Source organism: Acidobacteriota bacterium (assembly GCA_026707545.1).
Taxonomy (GTDB): domain Bacteria; phylum Acidobacteriota; class Thermoanaerobaculia; order Multivoradales; family Multivoraceae; genus Multivorans.
This window is the reverse complement of sequence record JAPOWR010000001.1, coordinates 2,563,214-2,583,765: the sequence shown is the minus strand read 5'-3', so window position 1 is coordinate 2,583,765 and position 20,552 is coordinate 2,563,214. Positions and strand designations below refer to the sequence as shown.

Below are 20,552 nucleotides of genomic sequence, written 5' to 3'. Positions count from 1 at the left end.
TGAGTTCCGGGGAGCTGGGAGGAATGAGGAGAATGGAGATGCGAAGCGCCGTCCTGCGGGTGGCGATAGTCATCGTGCTCGCGGGGCCGGCCGTTGCCCCTGCGGCGCAGGACGAGGTGTCCGCCTCGGCCTACGACCGCGCGGCGAGGATGCTCGGCGTCGCGTCGCTCATCTTCAACGAGACGGTGACGCCGCACTGGATCGGCGACGGCGAGGCGTTCTGGTACCGGAGCGACGACCGCGACGGCCACCGATTCTGGCGGGTCGAGCCGCTGGCGAGCGACAACCGGCGGCGGCTGGCCTTCGATCACGCCCGACTGGCGGCCTCGCTGAGCGGGCTTCGCGACGTGCCCGCTGAGCCCCTGGCGCTGCCGTTCGAGAGCATCGACCTGTCGACGGAAGGCGAGGTGTCCTTCCAGATCCCGGGCGAGAAGGGGCCCGAGTCGTTCCGGTGCACGGTGGACGGCGCCGAGTGTTCGCGCGTCGAAGCGCCGGCCGCCCCGGTGGAAGAGAAGGACGAGAAGCAGATGCCGCCCCTGCCGTCTCCCGACGGGGCCTACAGCCTCCTGGTACGGGATCACGACCTCTACCTCGTCACCACCAGGAGCGGCGAGGAGCGCCGGTTGACCGACGACGGCGTGCCGTTCCACGACTACGCCTCGCGTCCCGAGGCGCGGCTCTCGACGATCACCGAGAAGCGCGCGGGCGTCGTCGTCCCGCCCTCCGCTCTGTGGTCGCCCGACGGCAGGACAGCTCTCACCGTCCGCCTGGACCAGCGCGCAGTGGGCGAGATGCACGTCCTCCAGACCACCGATCTCGGCGACAGCGCCCGGCCCGTCCTGCACACCTTCCGCATGCCGATCCCCGGTGACGACGGCGTGCCGTGGAGCGAACTCCTGCTCGTCGACGCCGAAAGCGGCACGGTGAGGCCGGTCCACACCGAGCGGGTCCACACGCCCTTCATGGCGCTGGCCGACCTGAGGCAGCTCTGGTGGAAGGACGACGGTTCGAAGGCCTACCTGCTGCGCCGGCCGCGCGGCGCGCGCTCGATGCGGCTCGAGGAGATCGACGCTTCGACCGGCGCCGCCCGCACGCTGGTGGCGGAGACCTCCGGGCACCACGTCGAGCCGACCCTCCTGATCGGCACAGGCACGCCCAACATCAGGGTGCTCGAGAGCGGCGAGGTGCTCTGGTACTCGCAGCGCGATGGCTGGGCGCACCTCTACCTGTACGGCAACGACGGCGAACTCGTCCGCCAGGTCACCCGGGGCGCCTGGGTGGTGCGCGACCTGGTGCACGTCGACGAGGCGTCGCGCACCGTCTACCTCACGGCTGCGGGCCTGGACCCTGCCGTCGATCCCTACCTGCGCACTTTCGTCCGCGCTTCGCTCGACCGCACGACGTCGCGCCCGGAGATCCTCACGCCCGAACCAGGCGACCACACGGTGACGGCCTCGCCAGGCGGCAAGTCGTTCGTAGACCAGTGGTCGCGGATCGACCAGCCGCCGCGGTCGCGGGTCCTGGTGCCGGACGGCCGCGTCGCGGTGGAGCTCGAAGTCGCAGACTTCGAGTCGCTGGTCGAGCTCACCGCCCTGCCGGTGCCCTTCACGGTCAAGGCGCGGGACGGCAAGACGGACATCTACGGCAACGTGTTCTTCCCGCCCGGCTTCGACCCGGAGGACGCCAGCGCCAGCTACCCGGTGATCGACGGCATCTATCCCGGGCCGCAGGTGCATCGGGTGACCAAGAACTGGCACGACCCGACGCTGTTCCTGAGCTACGACCTGGCGCTGGCGCAGCTCGGCTTCATCGTGGTCACGGTCGACGGCTTCGGTACGCCGCTGCGCTCCAAGGCCTTTCATGCGCGCTCGGAGGGGAACCTGCAGGAGGCCGGCGGTCTCCCCGACCACCTGGCTGCCATCCGTCAGCTCGCCGTGCGGTATCCGCAGATGGACCTAGGCCGGGTCGGCGTCTACGGCCATTCCGGGGGCGGTTTCGCCTCGGCGCGCGCCATCTTCGCCTACCCGGAGTTCTACAAGGTGGCGGTGTCGTCGGCCGGCAACCACGACCAGCGGGGCTACATCCAGCTCTGGGGCGAGTCCTACCACGGCGACCCGGCCAGCGTGAGCTACGAGGAGCAGGCCAACGCCTCGATCGCCCACCAGCTCGAAGGCAAGCTGCTGCTCGCCTATGGCGCACTGGACGACAACGTGCCGCCGGCGCTGACGTTGCAGGTCATCGAGGCCTTGACCAGGGCGAACCGGGACTACGACCTGATCGTGCTGCCGTCCGGCAACCACGGTTTCATGTCCGACCCGTACTTCATTCGCCGCAGTTGGGACTACTTCGTGCGCCACCTCGCGGGCAAGGAGCCGCCCGCGGACTACTCGCTAGCGCCGCCCTGAAGGGCGGCGTTACTGCCCCCAGACTTCCTCGAAGACGCGGAGGTAGTTCTCGCCGAGGAACTTGCGAATCGTCTCGTCGCTGTGGCCACGGCGGACCAGCTCCTCGGTGATGGCGGGGACCTTGCCTATGTGCTCCAGGCCCTCGGGCGCGAGTTCGAGGCCGTAGTGGTCGCTGCCCATGCCGATGTGGTCCGGGCCCATCACGTCGAGCGCGGTCTCGATGTCGTCGACGACCTCGGACAGGTTGCGGTGGGTGATGTGGATCAGGCCCAGCACGCCGCCGTTCTCTGCGAGTGCCTCCAGCATCTTCCGGTCGCGCGGTAGCTCCAGGCGTGTTCGCGGAAGGGTGCCTCCGCCGAGGCGGGACTCCGGGTCGCTGTTGGGAAACATGGTGGGCGTCGTGTGGGAGAGGATGACCGGACGGTCGACCCGGTCGAGGATCTCCCAGAAGCCGCGTTCGCCGATGTGCACCAGGTCGACGATGATGTTCAGTTCCGCCATGCGGTCGATGAGGGCCTTGCCGGCCGCCGTCAGCCCGCCCTGATCGTCGGCGGCCCAGCAGCCGTCGGCGTAGATGTTGCGGCGGGTGTGGGTCAGGCTGGCCACCCGCAGCCCGAGCTTGTAGTAGAGGTCGAGGAAGCGCGGGTCCGCGCCCAGCGCCTCGCAGCCCTCGAAGGAGAAGACGAGCGCGACGCGTCCGTCCTTCTTGGCCTGGCGGATCTCGGCCACCGAGGTGGCGAGCACCAGGTCGTCGAGCCGCTCGACCTCGTGGTGCAGGTTCCAGGTCATCTCGAGGCCGCGGTGGAGCGGGCTGTTGAGCTGCTCGTCGTCGAGGTAGACCGCGCAGAGCTGCGAGGTGATGCCGCCTTCCCGCCAGCGCCGCAGGTCGTACTGGCCCATGCAGCCGAACCAGACGGTGTGCGCCGACATCCCGAACAGGGCGAAGGGGCCGATGTCGAATCCGAGCGGCGGCTGCCAGCCCTCTGAGTCGGGGAGTTCGACCCCTTGGTCAAGCTTCACCTTGCCGTCGCTGACGGGAATCAGGATGTCGCAGTGACCGTCGATCACGATCGATTCGCGGTGAAGAGCGGCGGCGCGCTCAGAGATCTCCATCAGTGTCCTCTCCCGATTCCGGCCATTGGTGGCGGCTCAGTGCGACAGCGCCAGACCGCTGAGCAGGGTGGTCGCCGCGGCGCGCCGCTTGCCGTCCTCACCGATCGTCGCGCCGACGACGTAGCCGCGCGGCGCCCGCGACTCGATGCCGGCCGGCACCACCTTGATCTGGAGCCCGAGCCCGCGCGCCGCCTCGAGCAGTTCGGGAGGGAAGTCGCCTTCGATGACCTGTGTGGTCGGCGAGCCCAGGGGCCCGAAGGCCGGCAGGTGCGGGGACGGAGCGTCGATCGCCTCCTTGATGTCCATCTCCCAGTCGAGCAGGTTCAGGAGGACGCTGATCGTCTTCTGGTGCAGACCGGAGCCGATGGAGGCGAGGGCGGCCACCGGCTTGCCGTCCCGCAAGACGATCATCGGCTCGGTCGGGTCGGGGAGCCGATTGCCGGGGCCGGTCTCGGCGATTAGCGCCTGCTGGAAGGCCGCCGAGTCGGGGATCGAGATGCCGTCGACGAAGATCGCCGTGTCGCCCCAGGCCGAGGTGTTGATCGTGTGGACGACCGCGGCGACGTTGCCCCAGGCGTCGATCGCGACGATGGCGTCCGAGTGCTTCGGATCGACCGGGGCGGGGACCTTGGTCAGGGGAGCGATGCCCGACTGCATCCTCGCCCAGAGACCCGCGGCGTTCTCCTTGCTGGTTCTGCCCGCCAGGGTGGAGTCGAGATCGCCGTACAGCGTGCGGCGCATCGGCTCGGGCAGGAAGACGAGGCTCATCAGGTTGGTCATCTGGTTGACCCAGAAGAAGGCCTCCGGCGACTTCGCGTAGTGACCCATGTCTCGCAGTCCGGCCGCCTCGGAGAGGTTGAGCACTTCGGCCACGTGGACGCCGCCCTGCGCCGGCAGGCCGTGGCCGTAGACGTCGAAGCCGTTGTAGGTGGAGTGCACCGGCTCGGCGACGAGGGCCTCGTAGCTCCGCATGTCCTCCATCGAAAGCTTGCCGCCGTCGCGCTGGACCGCCTCGACCAGCCGTTCGGCCCAGGGGCCGCGGTAGACGTAGTCGATCCCCTGATCGGCGACGGCGCGGAGGGTCGCCGCGAGTTCCGGCTGCCGGAGCAGGTCCCCTTCGCCGAGAAAGGCGCCGTCATCGTCGGTGAAGATGCGGCGGGTCGCGGGCAGGCGGGAGAGCGCTTCCTTGCGCATCTCGATCATGCTCGTGTGGATGGAGCCGAGCAGGACGCCGTTCTCCGCGTAGTGGATCGCCGGTTCGAAGAGGCTGGCCCACGGCAGCTTTCCGAAACGATCGTGCGTGGCGCCGAGGCCGCCGAAGAAACCGGGCACGAGGGCGGTGCGGCCGCTCGGTTGGTGCTTGGCGCCGATCGTCGTCGATGTCGGGATCGTCATCGGCTCGGTCTCGCCGCGGACGGTGTCGTAGGCGCCGTTGATGTTGAACACTTGGCCGCTCTCCGCCTCGTAGTAGACGAGGTTGAAGATCCCGGCGTAGCTCACCCAGGCGCCGCCGGCCAGGGAGATCTGGGTGAGCGCGGTGGCGATCACGGCGTCGGCTGCGGTGCCGCCCTGGCGGAGGACCTCGAGGCCGGCCCTGACCGCAGCCGGTCCGGTGGTGCCGCTGATCACGCCGTTCTCGCCTTCGGCAAGTGGCTTGTCCGTCTCGAAGAAGGCGTTCAGCTCCTCGAGCGCCTCGCGGTCGCTCCAGTTGGCCGGGCTGAGGTCGACCGTCGCCTCGTCGGCCGCGCCGGCGAACGCGGCAGGCGTGGCGAGGACGAACCAAGCGGCGAGGCAGAGGGCGCGGAGAGTTCTTTGCTTCATCGTCTTCGGAGCTTACGCCGACCGCGACCCCGAAGCGTGCATCCAGCGCACGAGCAGCGGCGTCAGTGCGCCGAGCACCGCTGCGACGAGCAGAGCCAGGAGCCCGATTCGTGTGTAGACGTTGCCGTACGTGGAGAGCGCCGCCTCGAAGTCGGCAACCTCTCCGCCGACCGTCGTTGCGCTCGTCAGCCGGGCGATCAACCCCGAGATGTAGCTCGAGGCCGCGTAGGCGAGCATGAACGATCCCATCATCGTCGAGACGATCTTCTTCGGCGAGAGCCGGGTCACCATCGACATGCCGACCGGCGCCAGGCAGAGCTCGCCGGTCACCATCAGCAGGAAGGTGAGGGCGAACCAGATCAGAGCGACCTTGCCGTCGTCCGGCCGCAGGGCGCTGCCTAGCACCAGTACAAGGAAGGCGAGACTGATCTGGACGATCGCGAGTACGAACTTGACGGGTGTCGAAGGCTCCCTGCCGCGCCGGCCGAGCGCGAGCCACAGCCAACTGAACAGCGGCGCCAGTGCGATGACGTAGATCGCCGGCAGGGACTGCAGCGTGGAGGCCGGAATCTCGAAGCCTGCGAACTCGCGGTCGACCATGCGGTCGGCGAAGAGGTTGAGCGAGCTGCCCATCTGCTCGTAGAAGGCCCAGAAGCCGATGGTGAAGGCCACCAGGACGGCGCAGGCCAGAAGCTGGTCGCGCTCCGTCCGATCGCACCGTCGCAGCGCGTAGTAGAGGACGAAGAGGCCCAGCGCCGCGCCGGTGGCCGACAGCAGGCCGCCGACGACCGGCGGGTGCTGGAGCACCCACCAGACGCCGCCGACGAGGCCCAGGCTCGCGAGGTAGATGGCGGCTTCGCGCGGGAGTCCGGGGAGCACGCGCTCCTTCAGCGACTCGGGCCGCGGCGGATCCGCGTGGCCGCGGAGGTACTTCTGGCCCCTCAGGTAGAGCAGCAGTCCGGCCAGCATGCCGACGCCGGCGAGTCCGAAGCCGTAGCGCCAGCCGTAGGTCTGGCCCAGCCAGCCGCAGAGCAGGGGAGCGACCGCCGCGCCCAGGTTGATCCCCATGTAGAAGACGGTGAAGCCGGAATCCCGGCGCGGATCGCCTTCCTCGTAGAGAGCGCCAACGATCGTGGAGGCGTTCGTCTTGAGGAATCCCACGCCGGTCGCGATCAGAGCCAGCGCCAGGTAGAACAGGCTCAGGTGGAACTCGCTGCGTTCGACGACCAACCCTCCGACGGATGAGATCTCCGTCGCCGCTGGCCCCTCGATCGTCATCAGGAAGTGACCGGCGACGAGCAGCAGAGCGCCGAAGGTGACCCCCTTGCGCGGGCCGAGCCAGCGGTCCGCCACCGCGCCGCCGAGCACCGGCAGCAGGTAGACCATCGACGCGTAGGCGCCGTAGAGCACGAAGGCCCGGCTGTCGCTGAAGAGGAAGTGCTGCGTCAGGTAGAAGATGAGCAGCGCCCGCATCCCGTAGTACGAGAAGCGCTCCCACATCTCGACCAGGAAGCAGACGCCCAGTCCGGGCGGGTGGTCGCGGAAGACCGGGATCCTTCGCCAGAGGCTCACGATCGAAGCACCCTACAGTCCAGGCGCGAGTGCCGCCTTCCGACAGCCCCCGGGGACCCTCTCCTCCGGCCCGGAAGGCTGGAGGACGTCGTGGACGAACGGCCGCGGGGCGTAGACTCGGCGCCGCAGCATTCCACGGCGAAGGGAACGGACTTGGCAAACAAGGTCGCAATCGTCACCGGCGGCGGCAGCGGGATCGGTCGCGCGGTGACGCACGGATTGGTCGAGGACGGCTACCACGTGCTCATCGCGGGTCGCCGCGAGGATCGGCTGGTCGAGACGAAGAGCGGCGCGCGCGATTCCGGGAAGGTCTCGGTCGTAGCCGCGGACATCAGCACCGTGGAGGGTGTTCAGGCGGTGTTCGACCGCCTGACGAGCGCGTTCGGCCGGCTGGACCTGCTGTTCAACAACGCCGGCACCGGCGCGCCGCCCGTGCCGATCGAGGACCTGACCCTCGAACAGTGGAACCGGGTGGTCGGGGTCAACCTGACCGGCGCCTTTCTCTGCACGCAACGGGCGGTCAGGCTGATGAAGGAACAGGATCCCCAGGGCGGACGGATCATCAACAACGGTTCCATCTCCGCGCACGTGCCGCGCCCCAACTCGGCGCCGTACACCGCCACGAAGCACGCGATCACCGGGCTCACGCGGTCGACTTCGCTGGACGGCCGCCGGTTCAACATCGCCTGCGGGCAGATCGACATCGGCAACGCCTACACGCGAATGACCGCGCGGATGTCCGAGGGCGTGGCCCAACCCGACGGCAGAACAATGCCGGAACCCACCATCGACGTGCGCGCCGTCGTCGACGCGGTGCGCTACATGGCGGCGCTTCCGCTCGACGCGAACGTGCCTTTCCTGACGGTGATGGCGAACCAGATGCCGTTCATGGGCCGTGGTTAGGGGCCGCTTCTTCATCAAAGGCCGAACCTGTCGAGCAGCGCCCTCGGTGAGGGCTCCCTGTCGATGAGAGCGCGAAACAGCTCCGCGGCGGGCGCTGTGCTTCCCGCTTCCAGAATCGTCGCGCGATAGCGGTCGGCGACCCGCGGTTCCCACAGGCCTCCGGGAGATCGTTCGAACAGGTTGCCGGCCTCGGCGGCCAGGACGTCGGACCAGAGGTAGGAGTAGACGCCGGCGGCGTAGACCTCCTCCGAGAAGGTGTGCACGGCGTGGGGGACCCGGAGCAGCGGCTCGACGGCTGCCGGTACGCCGAGTTCGGACAGGACTTCTTCTTCCACCGCCATGGCGTCGATGGCGCGGCCGTCGGCGAGCTGGTGGAGCCTGAGGTCGACGATCGCGGTTGCCAGGTACTCGAGCGTGAGGCTGAAGATCCGGTCGTAGCGCAGCGCCTCGTCGAGCGAGGCGACGAGTTCTTCGGGCATCGGTTCGCCGGTCTCGACGTGGCGAGCGTGCAGGGAGAGCAGTTCCCGATCCCGTAACCAGCGCTCGTTGAGCAGCGCGGGCAGCTCGATGAAGTCCCATTCGACGGCGAGGCTGCCCAGCGACGGGTAGCCGGCCCGGCAGAGGAGCATGTGCAACGCGTGACCGAACTCGTGGAAGAGCACATTGGCGAGTTCCCAGACGAGGAGCGCGGGCTCGCCGTCCCGCGGCCTGGGCAGGCTGGATACGACCACGGTGTGGACGCGGCTCGGTACCGGGTGAGAGGAGCGAGCCTGCAGTTGCGCCTGCCATGAACCGGGCGACTTGCCCTCCCGCTGTTGGAGATCGAGCCAGAGCACGCCGAGCGGATCGTCGCCGCGGTGGACGAGGAACGCTTCGACCTTGGGATGGTAGGCGGGCGCTTCGTCGAGGCGGCGAAAGCGAAGTCCGTACAGACGCTCCGCGCTCCAGAACAGCGCTGACTTCACGGCGTCGAGGGAAAGGTAGGGGCGCACCGCGTCGGCGTCGAGACCGAAGTGCGACTGTCGGTACCTCTCCGCGTAGTAGAGGCGATCCCAGGCCTGTAGTTCCCCTTCCAGTCCGTCCGCTTGGGCCAGCTTCTGCAACTCGGCGAGCTGTCGTTGCGTCGTGGTTTCCACGGCGCTCCAGACTTCCAGCAGCAGGTCGAGCGCGGCCTGCGGGTTGGCCGCCATTCGGGTATCCATCGCCAGATCCGCGTAGGACGGGTAGCCGAGCAGCCGCGCCTTCTCCCCGCGCAGACGGAGGATCTCGGCCATCACCGGCCGGTTGTCGTGCCCGCCGTCGTTGGCGCCGCGGCCCATCCAGAGCTTCCAGACGCGCTCGCGCAGGTCGCGTCGCCGCGATCTCGTGAGAAAGGGCCACACCATCGGACGCTGGATCGGCAGGGCCCACTGTCCGGGCCGGCCGCGCTTGCCGGCGGCCTCCGCCATGGCGGCGCGCTGCTCGTCGCGGAGGCCATCGAGATCGTCTTCGTCGGCGAGCCAGAGAACGAGCGCGTCCTGCTCGGCCGTCAGGTTGCGCCTGAACCGCACCTGGAGTTCCGATAGGCGGGCGTTCACCTGCGTCCAGCGGGTCCGCGCCTCGGGTTCGAGACCCGCACCGCGGAGGCGAAGACGCTCCCGAAGCACTTCGGTGAGTCGCCGCTGCTCCGCCCTCAGGCACTTCTGCTCCAGCACCGCAGCGATTCGCTTCAGCAGGTTGCGCTGGCCCGCGATCTCGTCCTCCAGCGCCGCAAGCCGCGGCGCCATCCGCTGGTGCAGCGCCTGGATCTCCTCGCCCGATCCGGTGCTGGCCAGGTGCCTCAGCAGATTCTCGAGGCGGGCCAGCGGCACGGCACCGACCTCGAGCGCCTCGACCGTGTTCTCGAACGTCGGCGGCCGCGGATCGCCCGCGGTCGCGGCGACGGCTTCGCGCCGTTCGCCGAGGGCGAGTTCGAGCGCCTCCTCCAGGCTGCGTGGTTCGAGTCGCTCGAACGGCGGCAGACCGACACCAGTGCCGGCCACGTCCGGCCAGGGCTCGAGCAGGGAGGCTGCTTCGGTACCTGCGGCCACTTCAGGGCTCGATCTCGCGCGCGGCCCTGCGCTCGATCGCCGCGATGATGACGGCGTGTCGTCGCCGATCGATCGGGAAGCGCCAGATCCACATCGCGGCAACGCAGAGGAACGCCGCTGGCAGCAGCGAGAACGCGAGCAGCAGGCCGAACCGGCCGCTCGCGCTCTGGGTCGTGACCGTGGCGTCGAAGCCGAACGTCCCCGCGATCAGGAGGCCCAGCGCGGCGCCGATGCCGACGTTGATCTTCTGCACCATGGCGTAGAAGGCGAAGTAGCTGCCGGCATGGTCGTCGCGAAACCGCAGGCGTCCGTAGTCGACGACGTCCGCCAGCACGGCCGGTGCCGCCACGGCCTCCACCACGATCAGGGCGTTGACGACGATCAGGGCCGTGATGAGCAGCAGCGCGGCATTCTCGCCCGGGCCGATGAAGTAGTAGCTGAGCGAGGCGACGCCGGCGCCGACGTAGCCCACCGCCCATGCCTGTTGCTTGCCGAAGCGGCGGCAGAGCGTGCCCCAGACCGGAGTGGCGACCAGGCTGATCGGAATGCTGATGATCATCACCACGGAGAGCTGCTCGCCGAGCTGCAGGTAGCCGTCGATGTAAAAGAACGAGAGGCCCGAGGCGATGCCGGCGCCGAGTCCGCCGATGGCGAACATCCCCGTGAAGCTCAGGAGCGGCCGGTTGCCGGCGACGGCGCGTCCGGCGTCGACGAGGGAGGATGATCCGTCGCCGCCCGACGACTTCTCGCGCAAGCGTCCGTTGGGCACGACCAGGGTGGCGACGAGGGCGGTGCCGAGCAGCGCGACCGCCGCCAGCGCCGCCGCCCAGCGCAGCGTCTCCGGCGTGAAGTCGGTGGAGCCGGTGATGGACTGCAGTGCGAGGGGCAGTCCGAAGAAGGCCTGCAGACCGAGAAAGCGACCCATCGTGCGCCAGGTGGTGATCCGCGCTCGCTCTTCGTAGTCGTCGGAGATCTCCGCCAGCCAGGCGCTGTAAGGCACTTCCGAGACCGTCCAGCCGATGTCGGCCAGCAGATACCAGAAGAGGAAGGACCACATCGTCACCTCGCCGCTGGGCACGTAGAGGAACCAGCATGCGATGACGGCGATGAGGGAGCCGGCCAGGAGCCAGGGCTTGCGGGTGCCGTGGCGAGCCCGGTAGCGATCGGAGAGAAAACCGACGATCGGATCGTTGACCGCGTCGAAGATGCGCGAGATCAGGATGACGAACGCGATCTCCTGGAGACTGAGCCCGAAGAACTTCGCGTAGATGCCCTGCAGGACGGAGATCGCCGGACCGTGGATGAAGGCCTGCGCGAACGAGGGCGCTCCGTAGGCGCCGAGGACGCCGCGGCCGAGCGCCGCGTTACCGCTCATCGGATGGTGTCCGCGAGAGCGCTTGGTCGAGGAAGGCCCGTACCGGCGGTACAACCCTTCCCGGATCGAGGCACACGGAGTGGTCGCGCCCCGGGAACTCGTGCACCCTCCAGCCGAGCCGCTCAAGCTCGTCCCGGCGCTCCCGAAGGGTGCTCGCGATCCGGATGTCCTCACCGCCGGGGTCGACGTCGCCACTGCCGCCGAAGAACACCAGCCGGGGACAATCGATCCCCGCTACGGCCCGCTGCTCCGGCCAGTCGAGCACGCTCTCGTAGAACGTCACCCACTGGGCGTACTGGGCCGCTTCGCGGAGCACGACCCGGGCCGACTGCGGTGGATTGCCGACCTGGCGGCGCGCGGCCCGGAGAATGTCGGCGTACTGACCTCCCAGGGGCGGCCAGCCGCCGACCACCAGGGCCGACAGGCGATCGCTGCGGGTGGCCAGTTGAAGGCCGGCGGCGGCTCCCCACGAGTACGCCCAGTAGACGAAGTCCCGGAAGCCGGCGGCGTCGGCGGTCGCCAGCAGATCCGAGCAGACGCGCCGGGCCGTCATCTCCTTCGCCGGCGGCGAGGTGCTGCCCCCGATGTTCGGGTAGTCGACGAGCAGCACCCGGTAAGCGTCGGCCAACCGGTCGAGGTAGCCGTCGATCGTGGCCGCGCTCTCGGTTCCGAAGATGTCGGCGTGGGAGGCCATGAGCGGCAGGCCGAGCATCAGCGGCACTCCCTCCACCGGCCCCACGGTGCGGAACCGGATCGTCGCGCCCGGCGCGACCTCGACGTCGCCGTACTCGTCGATCACGGCCGTGCCTTCCGGGGTGAACCGGCGTTCAGCCGGTCGAGCGTCTGGCGCACGACCTCGATCACGAAGTCCGGCGCCTCGTAGAGGAAGTTGTGCGCCGTTCCGGGAGGCGCCACAACACGCTCGGAGAGGTTGGAGAGAGTGAGGTACCGCTCGCGGCTGCGCGTGTAAAAGCGCTGCAGCCGCGCCGCGTCGAGTTGACCGGGTGTCGGTGCTTCGCCTTCGATCATCTCGGCGACCTGGTCGAAGTCCCGCATGTCGCCGGGCGCTACGAGCCGGACCGGAGTGCCGTCGAGGTCGCCCTCATAGGGGAGGGCCGTCCAGGAGATGGAGGCCATGCCCTCGGGCTCGAGTTCGTCGAAGATGGAAGCGCTGGCGCAGGCCGCCCGCGGGCCGCGTTCCAGGGCGCGAGCGATGAGCCAGGCCTCGCCTAACTGTTCGCGGATCAGCCGGTCGAGGCGCTCGTACTCAGGGTTCGACGGTTCCCGGGTCAGGCGCTCGGCGAGTTCGTCCAGGCCGAAGAGCTGGAGCACTCCCACGAGGACGGGCCGCCACCTCATTCGCGCCAGGCCGGGAATCGGCGGCCCGTAGACGATCGTGTCCGGGGGAGTGGCGTCCATCAGCAGCAGCGCGGCGACGCTGCGGGGGCTACGCCTCGCGACGGCGGCGAAGAGCAGGCCGCCGAACGAGTGGCCGGCGAGTACGAAGGGCCCCTCCTCTCCGGCGGCGTCGAGGGCCGTGAGCACTTCATCTGCCTCGCGGTGGGTGGTGCGCGGGAACGGCCCCGGATCGCTCCAGCCGGTCCCGGGCCGGTCGATCAGAATCGAACGCGCTTCCTTGCGCAGCTCGCTGTGCAGGTGATGGAGCGCCAGACCGCCCGCGTGCCCACCGGGCATCCAGACGACCGGCGGCCGCCCGCCGGCGTCCCCTTCCGCCAGCACGTGGATGCGGCGGCCTCCGACCCTGACCAGCACCCCAGGAGGTGGGTGAAGGACACGCGCCTTCCTCAGGCTCAGCAGATGGCGGAGTGTCCCCAGCAGGAGCAGAACGCCCAACCCTGCAACAGCCACGGCGGCGATCCGCACCGAGCCGTCGCTTCGAAACGCCACGACCGCCCCGATCGCCAGTGCCCCGCCTGCGGTCCACAGACCGGCGAGATCACGGCTCAGGAACGTGAGCGCGAGTTGCCGGGCGCCTGTCATCCTGTGAGTTTGACCTGTCAGGCTAGGTCAGGACTTCATGAACCCTCGGGTCACGACGCGGTTCATGAAGGCGCTGCGCCTCTTGACCATCTCGCGGTGGTACATCGACATGCCGAACTCCTCCTCCGAGAACGGTTCGAGCACGGCCGGCCCGAGAAAGTCGATGACGAGGAAGGTGGCTGCCCACTCCTCGTCGACGTCGTCTTGGAGAAGACCGCGTTCGCGATTCAGCGCGACGAATCGACGCATGATCTCCAGCAGTTGGCGGAGGAGGGCCTGGCTCCCCGGCGTCTTCTCCATGAGGGCCGCGCGCACGTAGAGGAGCGCGTCGCGCTCGCGCTCGACCCATTCGACAGCGTCCTCGACCAGGAGGTCAAGGGCCTCGGTGCCCAGGTGCTCACTGGCCCGCGAGCAGAGATCTTCGATCTGGGCAATGACCTGCCGATCGATCTCTTCCCGCAGGCCGGCCTTGGAGCCGAAGTGGGTGCGGATCAGGCCGATCGAGACGCCGGCCTCCGCCGCGATCTCGCGTACCCCCGCAGCCGAGTAGCCCTTCGCGGCAAAGAGATGGCGGCCCGCCAGGATGAGTCTCTGGCGGCGATTCAACTGAGTTGTGGTTGCAGTCTCCGCTGCGTTTTGGGGCATCGGTCGGTCCGCCGGGGCGACCGGCTCAGAAGTCGAGTGAGAGCTCGACACCGATCTGCCGCGGATGGTCCTGGGTGTAGATGGTGGGGCCCCTTCCGGAGTTCGCGTAGATCGCGCCGTCTTCGCCCAGCAGGTTGTTGCCGAACAGGTGGATCCCGAACCTCTCGTTGCTGAAGCCGAACCGGGCGCGCATCAGATCGCGTGAGTCGGCCGAAGCTCCCGGTCCGAACTGGCCCAACTGGTCGTCGATGTGGCTCAGCCCGAGGAATGCCTGTCCAGCCCAGGTGTCGCCGAGCGCCCAGGCGTAGCTCGCCGACAGGGTTCCGGTCCACGCCGGCACGAACGGCAGACGGTCGCCGTTGCTTGCCCCTGTGGCGGCCGCGAACGTCGGATTGATGTTCGTGAACTCGGACTGGTTCCAGTTGGTGGAGAACTGGAACGACAGCCCCGAAACGCTGGCCGGACGGTAGTCGAGTGCCAGATCGACGCCGTAGAGCTCGGAGTCGCCGATCTGGTAGTCCAGGAAGAGCCCGAAGACCGGCACGGCCTGGCGGGTGTCCCTCCAGTCCTGGAAGTAGGGAGCGACGTCGATCAGGAGACGTCCTCCGGCGAGGGTGTACTTCGCCCCCAGCTCGTAGCTCCACAGTTCGTCGGAGTCGACCGCAACCGAACACGGCAACCCGCCCAGCTCGTGCAGCGCGCAGGTGTCGGGACTGTTGAAGCTGCCGCTGCGGAAGCCCTTGGCGATGTTCAGGTAGTAGTTCGCCTGCTCGGAGGCGTCGAGGGCGAGGTTGAAGCGGGGGTTGACGCTGTCGAAGGTCGCCGGTTCCAACTGTGTGCTGAACGCGCTGCTGTACACGGACCGATCATCCTCGAAGGAACGGAGCCCCGCCAGCGCGACGAGCCGGTCGTCCAGGAAGGCGTACGAGACTTCAGCGAAGAGGGACAGGGACTCCGAACCGCGGTCAGCCGTGCTGTCCGGGAACACCGGCGGATCAATCGACGAGAGGACGAGGGCGTCCGTTTCCGAGTAGTAGACGCCGACCAGCCATTGGAACGGAGAGTCGTTCTGCGAGACGAGCCGGGTCTCGTGATTCAGGGCATCCCCTGAGGTCTGAGCGAAGATGTCGAGGAATCCGCTCGGCGACAAGGGGAACGGCAGGCCGACCTGCACCTCGTCGGTCGCGTCGATCTGCGTCGTGGTGCTGGTGAGCGAGGCGCCGCCGAAGCTGATCGTGAAGCTCCCGGTGGCGAGTTCGTATTCGCCGAGCGTGTAGTCGCCGGCTGACGCGGACGTCGTCGTCGGGGGATCGAGAGCCGAGAGCAGCGTGCCTCCTTCCTGATCGGCTTCGTTGCCCGCGAACATCAGCCGCAGGTTGAACCGGTCGTTCGGCGTGGTGTCGAAGATGGCGCGGTAGTTGGTCACGTCGCCCGCGCCGAACTGGTCGTCGCCGGTTGCGGCCAGCAATTGGTAGCCCGCCGTGTCTTCGGTACTGGCGACCAGCCGAAGGCCCGCCTTGCTGCCCATGGGAACGTTGACCGCGGCGTCGATGTAGTTGCCGTTGCCGCCGCCGTCAGTGCTGGAGTAGCCGCCGCGCAGGCTGGCTCCGAAGCCGCTGTAGTCCGGTGAACGCGTGATCATGCGCACCGTGCCGCCCATCGAGCCGTTTCCGTAGAGCGTGCTCTGCGGGCCGCGCAGGACCTCGATTCGCTCCAGGTCGAACGAACGGCCCATCGGAGCGAAGTTCTGCCCGAAGACGAAGAAGGCGGCATCGTCGAAGTAGTAGCCGACGGTCGGGTCGCCCAGGGCCTGCCCGATTCCGCGGATCTGGTAGCGGCGCAGGCCGACGTTGTTGGACAGTTCTTCGGAGGCTCCCGGGACCAGGGTGATGACCTCGTTCAGATCCCGCATGTTGGCCTCCTGGAGAGCCTCTCCGGTGAAGGCCTGGACGGAGATCGGAACCTCCTGCAGTTCCTGCTCGCGCTTCTGCGCGGTGACCACGATGACTTCGCTCACCTCATCCGCGGCGGCCTCTTCCCCTTCGTCCTGTGCGACCAGCGGAGGCGCCAGCAAGGTGGCGGCGAGAACGGCCGCGAGCCAGGCGAGGTTGGGATCGAACTTGCGCATGGGTGTCTCCTTGATCGGTCTGTTTGCCCCTGTATACGATCGTATCGTATACGACCGTATCGTGCGGGCGGATAGGGTCGGAATCGATGAACCGACGCTCCTTCCTGAAAGCCGGCGCGGCCGCCGCGGCAATGCCGATCGTCTCGCAGGCGCGGGGCTTCGGACTGGTCGCGGCCGCGCCGGAAGTCGCGGTGGACCCGGCCATCCTCCAGCAGCTCCTCGACGAGTCCGCTCGCGGCCTCGGCATCGTCGGCGCCCAGCTCGCGGTCTTCGACGGCGAGGCGGTCCACGAGTTCGCGACCGGCCTCGCGGTCCGTGAACGCAACCTGGCGGTCACGCCCGACACCCTGTTCCAGGTCGGATCGACGACCAAGGTGTTCAACGCCGCCGTGGTGATGGCGCTGGTCGACGAGGGAACGCTCGACCTCGACGAACCCGTCGGCAGCTACCTCGAAGGCGCGCCGCTGACGAGCGACGAGCCGCCGGTGGACATGACGCTGCGTCAACTGCTCTCGATGTCGTCGGGACTCGACAACGGGCCGTACACGGATCACGGTCGCGGCGACGACGCCCTCGGCCAGTACGTCGCTTCACTGGCCGGGATTCCCGGGATCTTCGAGCCGGGGACGGCCTACGGCTACTCGAACGCCGGCACCTGCGTCGCCGGGCTCGCGGCCCAGCGGGTGATGGGGAAGAACTGGGAGACCCTGCTCGCCGAACGGATCCTCGAGCCGCTCGAGCTCGAACACTCCGCGAACTTCGCGGAGGACCTGCTCTACCATCCGGTGGCCCTCGGCTACTCGCAGACGCCGGCCACTCCCGAAGGCCGGCGGGTGCCGTTCTGGGGGCTGCCGCGCAGCATGGCGCCGGCGGGCGCGACCCTGTGCTGCAGCGCCGGCGACCTGGTGCGGTTCGCGGCCCTGTTCCCGCGCGGCGGCCAGTCGGCCGAGGGCCGGCAGGTGCTGTCCGAGAAGGCCGTCGAGGCGATGCAGACGCCCGAGATCGACATGCCGGCCAGGGTCATCGCCCAGAAGTGGTGCCCCGGTCCGTACTGGAAGCGCTGGGGCGGCGAGGTGATCTACGGCCACAGCGGCACGAACAGCGGCGGCTCGTCCCTGCTGCTCTGGTGTCCGAGCAAGGGCGTCGCGGCCGCGACGATCTCGAACGTGCCGAGCCAGGGGTATCCGCTCGCCGACCGCGTCTTCGACACCCTCTTCCCGGAGGTCTTCGGCATCGACAAGCCGGAAACGCCCACTCCGGACTCCGTGACGCCGGTGGAGGTCGACCTCGAGCGCTACGTCGGGCGGTTCGAGGCGGTGGGAAGTCGCTTCTCGTTCTTCGCCGACGGAGACCGGCTGATGGCGCGGTCGCTGGGCGGCGGCGTGCTCGAGTCGGAGCTGATCCCGCTCGGAAACGACCGGTTCCTGCCGCGCGACCCGGCGATGGGCGGCAACCGCGGCTGGGACGTGGCGTTCTGGGGCGACGACGGCAACGGCCGCGCGACGCACTACCTGAACGGCGTCTTCGCGCTGCGCCGCAGCGGCTGATCGTGGCCGGCAGGTTGAGCGTCACATACTGGGTGCGCCGGCCTTCTGGCCGGCTTTGTGGCCGCGGGTCTTCTGACCCGCGGAGGACAACACGCCGCGTAGCGGCGACCTTGATGTGGGCGCTGCCTCTTCTGGCCGGCCCGCCCGAAGCCGCGGCGCAGGAGCCCTACGCCCCGGAGCAGGTAACCCGGGCCGCCTACGACCAGGCCGCGAGCCTGCTCTCCCGGAACGTCCAGGGGACCGTCCGGAACGTAGAAGTCGTCCCGCACTGGATCGGTGACCGCGACGAGTTCTGGTACGAGCGCGACACGGATCGGGGCACCGAGATCGTGATCGTCGACGCCGCCGCGGGCGGGAAGCGTCCGGCTTTCGACCAGGAGCGCCTGGCCGAGGCGCTGTCGGAGGCGACCGATACGGCCCACGACCCGCTGGATCTCGGCATCGTTTCCCTCGACTTCGCGCTCGACGGGGACGCGGGCGGCGCAGTGGTCCGAACCGCGACCTCGGCCGCGCGCTGCGACCTGGAGACCTACACCTGCGAGGCCCTGCCGGACTTCGTCACGGACCCGCTTCAGCTCCCGGCGCCGGACCGGTCCGTCGCCGCCTTCGCCCGAAGCCACGACGTCTGGCTGCGCGACCTGGACGACGGCACCGAGCGGCAGCTCTCGCAGGACGGCGAGGAGCACTTCGGTTACGGCGCACTGCCGGGCTGGAGCGCGAAGCTCCAGCTTCTGCGGCAGGGCCTCGAAGGACCGTTGACCGGCGCCTCGTGGTCGCCCGACTCGGCGAAGCTGCTCATTTCCCGCACGGACGAGAGGAAGGTCGGCGCGTACCCCTACCTGGACCTGCTGCCGGCCGACGGCAGCGCCCGGCCGCGGACGCTGGAGAAACGGGTCGCCCTGATCGGCGACCGGGAGATCCCGCGGTTCCCGATGTTCGTCTTCGACGTCGCCAGCGGTACGAGCCGCCGTGTGCCGCTTCCCGACGACTGTTTCGGAGAGCTGGGCGCCACGCCGCCGCAGGCGATCTGGACGCCCGACTCGCGCCGCGCCTTCTTTCTCTGCCTCGCCCCCGACGCGAGCCGCTTCGAGCTCGTCCGGTACGACCTCGCCTCGGGGCGCGCCGAGACCGTCTTCGAGGAGGAGGCCGACTCCTTTCTCGACCTGAACCACAGCCTCTACCGCTCGATGGGCGCCAACGTCCGCGTGCTGGCGGGCGGCAAGCGGGCGATCACCTTCTCGCAGCGGGACGGCTGGGGACATCTCTACCTGGTGGACCTCGAAGGCGGCCGCGACATTCGGCAGCTCACGCGCGGCGAATGGGTGGTCCACGACATCGTGGCCGTCGACGAGAGCGAAGGCGGCGGCTTCGTCTACTTCACGGCCGGCGGGCGCGAGCCGGGACGGAACCCGTACTGGCGGCACGTCTACCGGGCGCCGCTCGAGGGCGATGCGGAGGTCGAGTTGCTGACGCCCGAGCCGGCGGATCACGCGGTCACCGTCGCCGCCCCGGTCCTGATCGGCGCCGCCTCGACCTTCGCACCGAGCGGCCGCTACTTCGTCTCGAACTCGTCGACCCTAGACAGTCCTCCCGTCTCGCGGCTTCGCCGGAGCGACGGCTCGGTCGTAGCAACCCTGGAGGAGGCCGACGCCGGCGGACTCTTCGCCCGCGGCTACGAGCCGCCGCTTCCCTTCTCGGTCAAGGCGGCGGACGGCGAGACGGACCTGTACGGCGTGGTCTACCGGCCCAAGAACTTCGAGGAAGGCCGGAAGTACCCCGTGATCGAGCACATCTACGGCGGTCCGCAGACCAGCGTCGTCCCCCGCAGCTTCGCCAGTGCGGCGGGGGTCGAACGGGTCGGAGGGCAGGGCGACTTCTCGACCTTCACCGCCCTCGGGTTCGCCGTCGTCACGATCGACGCGAGAGGCACGCCGTGGCGCTCGAAGGCGTTCCACGACGTCATGTGGAAGAAGCACGACGAGTTCACGCTCGAGGATCACGTCGCCGCGCTCGAGCAGCTCGGCGAGCGCTTCGAGTGGCTCGACATGGAGCGGGTCGGCATCACGGGCCATTCCTGGGGCGGCTACTCCTCGGCGCTCGCCATGCTCCGCTACCCGGACGTCTACAAGGTCGCCGTGTCGTCCGCGGGGCCGTACGACTACCGCTACCTCTATCCGCCGTTCGTCAAGTGGACGGGCTGGCCGGAGTACGAGGACGGCGGCCGGTTCGCGCCGGACGCGGCCGCGCGTCCGGCGAATCTCACCCCGCACGCGGCGCTTGCTTCGAAGCTCGAGGGCAAGCTGCTGATCGTCTACGGCGAGCACGACGAGAACAGCCTGCCCGCCTCGACGGTCACCTTCATCCACGCGCTGATCGACGCCAACCGGGACTTCGACCTGCTGCTCCTGCCGAATCGCGATCACTTCTTCACCCAGGAGCCCTACTTCATTCGCCGGCGCTGGGACTACTTCGTGAAGCACCTGCTGGGAGCGGAGCCGCCCGACGACTACAGCTTTCCGCAACGGTGACCGGGCAGAGCCGAGGGCCGGGGTCCGCCGTCGCCGCCTCGCTCCGTCTCGAGGACCTGGCGGTCGATCCCTATCCGCGCCTGGCGGAGCTGCGGTCCCAGGGCGCAGCGGTGTGGGCGCCGAACCTGGGCATGTGGGTGGTCGCCGGCTACGACGACACGGTGTCCGTGCTGCGCGACCCGGAACGGTTCACCAACGACTCGCAGAAGTCCCTCATCCAGGCCACCTTCGGCCGCCAGATGCTGTCGGTCGAGGGCGAGGAACAGAAGCGCCACAAGCAGGCGTGCCTCGCTCGGTTCACCGGCAAGGCGTCGCGGGAGGTCTGGCAGCCGCGGGTCGACCGGCTTTGCGGGGAACTCCTCGAGGCCGCCGAGCGGGCCGCCGCTGCCGGGGCGGCAGGGGTCGACCTGATGGCGGACTATGCCGCGCCGATCGCCCTGGAGAC

13 protein-coding genes are annotated in these 20,552 nt (G+C 69.0%); 4 read left to right on the top strand and 9 right to left on the bottom strand.

Features of this window, described 5'->3' with window-relative positions; all coding sequences use genetic code 11:
- Window positions 1-38 precede the first annotated feature (38 nt).
- Entirely contained in the window at window positions 39-2,405 is a 2,367-nt protein-coding gene (locus OXG83_10190; GenBank protein MCY3965399.1) for a DPP IV N-terminal domain-containing protein, read from the top strand.
- 9 nt (window positions 2,406-2,414) lie between these two features.
- On the opposite strand, the gene OXG83_10185 is transcribed toward OXG83_10190, so the two are convergent.
- From OXG83_10185 to OXG83_10175, 3 genes are read right to left on the bottom strand one after another with little or no spacing between them, the layout of a single operon-like run.
- Entirely contained in the window at window positions 2,415-3,518 is a 1,104-nt protein-coding gene (locus OXG83_10185) for a membrane dipeptidase (protein MCY3965398.1), read from the bottom strand.
- A 36-nt stretch (window positions 3,519-3,554) separates the two neighbouring features.
- Window positions 3,555-5,339, bottom strand: a complete 1,785-nt coding sequence (locus OXG83_10180) for a gamma-glutamyltransferase (protein MCY3965397.1) — start codon at window positions 5,337-5,339, stop codon at window positions 3,555-3,557.
- Window positions 5,340-5,351: 12 nt separating this feature from the next.
- Complete coding sequence (locus OXG83_10175; protein MCY3965396.1) at window positions 5,352-6,911, bottom strand: peptide MFS transporter; 1,560 nt, start codon at window positions 6,909-6,911, stop codon at window positions 5,352-5,354.
- Window positions 6,912-7,064: 153 nt separating this feature from the next.
- On the opposite strand from OXG83_10175, the gene OXG83_10170 reads away from it, so the two are divergent.
- Window positions 7,065-7,814 (top strand): SDR family NAD(P)-dependent oxidoreductase, encoded by a 750-nt coding sequence (locus OXG83_10170; GenBank protein ID MCY3965395.1) that lies wholly within the window; start codon window positions 7,065-7,067, stop codon window positions 7,812-7,814.
- Window positions 7,815-7,828: 14 nt separating this feature from the next.
- On the opposite strand, the gene OXG83_10165 is transcribed toward OXG83_10170, so the two are convergent.
- The 6 genes from OXG83_10165 to OXG83_10140 all read right to left on the bottom strand — a co-directional run bounded on the left by OXG83_10165 (window position 7,829) and on the right by OXG83_10140 (window position 16,032).
- Window positions 7,829-9,883, bottom strand: coding sequence for a M3 family metallopeptidase (locus tag OXG83_10165; GenBank protein MCY3965394.1), 2,055 nt, complete (start codon window positions 9,881-9,883; stop codon window positions 7,829-7,831).
- Between the two features lies 1 nt (window position 9,884).
- Window positions 9,885-11,258: an MFS transporter gene (locus tag OXG83_10160; GenBank protein ID MCY3965393.1), complete on the bottom strand. Its 1,374-nt coding sequence runs from the start codon at window positions 11,256-11,258 to the stop codon at window positions 9,885-9,887.
- Window positions 11,248-12,057, bottom strand: a complete 810-nt coding sequence (locus tag OXG83_10155) for an alpha/beta hydrolase (protein MCY3965392.1) — start codon at window positions 12,055-12,057, stop codon at window positions 11,248-11,250. Before OXG83_10155 ends, OXG83_10160 begins: the two co-directional genes overlap by 11 nt.
- Window positions 12,054-13,259 (bottom strand): alpha/beta fold hydrolase, encoded by a 1,206-nt coding sequence (locus tag OXG83_10150; GenBank protein ID MCY3965391.1) that lies wholly within the window; start codon window positions 13,257-13,259, stop codon window positions 12,054-12,056. The genes OXG83_10155 and OXG83_10150 overlap by 4 nt, the downstream gene beginning before the upstream one ends.
- A gap of 27 nt (window positions 13,260-13,286) precedes the next feature.
- Window positions 13,287-13,865: a helix-turn-helix domain containing protein gene (locus tag OXG83_10145; protein MCY3965390.1), complete on the bottom strand. Its 579-nt coding sequence runs from the start codon at window positions 13,863-13,865 to the stop codon at window positions 13,287-13,289.
- A 64-nt stretch (window positions 13,866-13,929) separates the two neighbouring features.
- Entirely contained in the window at window positions 13,930-16,032 is a 2,103-nt protein-coding gene (locus OXG83_10140; protein MCY3965389.1) for a TonB-dependent receptor, read from the bottom strand.
- 23 nt (window positions 16,033-16,055) lie between these two features.
- Between OXG83_10140 and OXG83_10135 the strand changes: the two genes are divergently transcribed.
- Together OXG83_10135 and OXG83_10130 are read left to right on the top strand one after the other, a co-directional pair.
- Complete coding sequence (locus OXG83_10135) at window positions 16,056-17,579, top strand: serine hydrolase (protein ID MCY3965388.1); 1,524 nt, start codon at window positions 16,056-16,058, stop codon at window positions 17,577-17,579.
- A 113-nt stretch (window positions 17,580-17,692) separates the two neighbouring features.
- Complete coding sequence (locus OXG83_10130; protein MCY3965387.1) at window positions 17,693-20,107, top strand: DPP IV N-terminal domain-containing protein; 2,415 nt, start codon at window positions 17,693-17,695, stop codon at window positions 20,105-20,107.
- Window positions 20,108-20,552: the final 445 nt, after the last annotated feature.

Bases quoted from the DNA above. Each gene is read 5' to 3' on its own strand.
- OXG83_10190 (MCY3965399.1), top strand. From the start codon at position 39: ATGCGAAGCGCCGTCCTGCGGGTGGCGATAGTCATCGTGCTCGCGGGG.
- OXG83_10185 (MCY3965398.1), bottom strand. From the start codon at position 3,518: ATGGAGATCTCTGAGCGCGCCGCCGCTCTTCACCGCGAATCGATCGTG.
- OXG83_10180 (MCY3965397.1), bottom strand. From the start codon at position 5,339: ATGAAGCAAAGAACTCTCCGCGCCCTCTGCCTCGCCGCTTGGTTCGTC.
- OXG83_10160 (MCY3965393.1), bottom strand. From the start codon at position 11,258: ATGAGCGGTAACGCGGCGCTCGGCCGCGGCGTCCTCGGCGCCTACGGA.
- OXG83_10150 (MCY3965391.1), bottom strand. From the start codon at position 13,259: ATGACAGGCGCCCGGCAACTCGCGCTCACGTTCCTGAGCCGTGATCTC.
- OXG83_10140 (MCY3965389.1), bottom strand. From the start codon at position 16,032: ATGCGCAAGTTCGATCCCAACCTCGCCTGGCTCGCGGCCGTTCTCGCC.
- OXG83_10130 (MCY3965387.1), top strand. From the start codon at position 17,693: ATGTGGGCGCTGCCTCTTCTGGCCGGCCCGCCCGAAGCCGCGGCGCAG.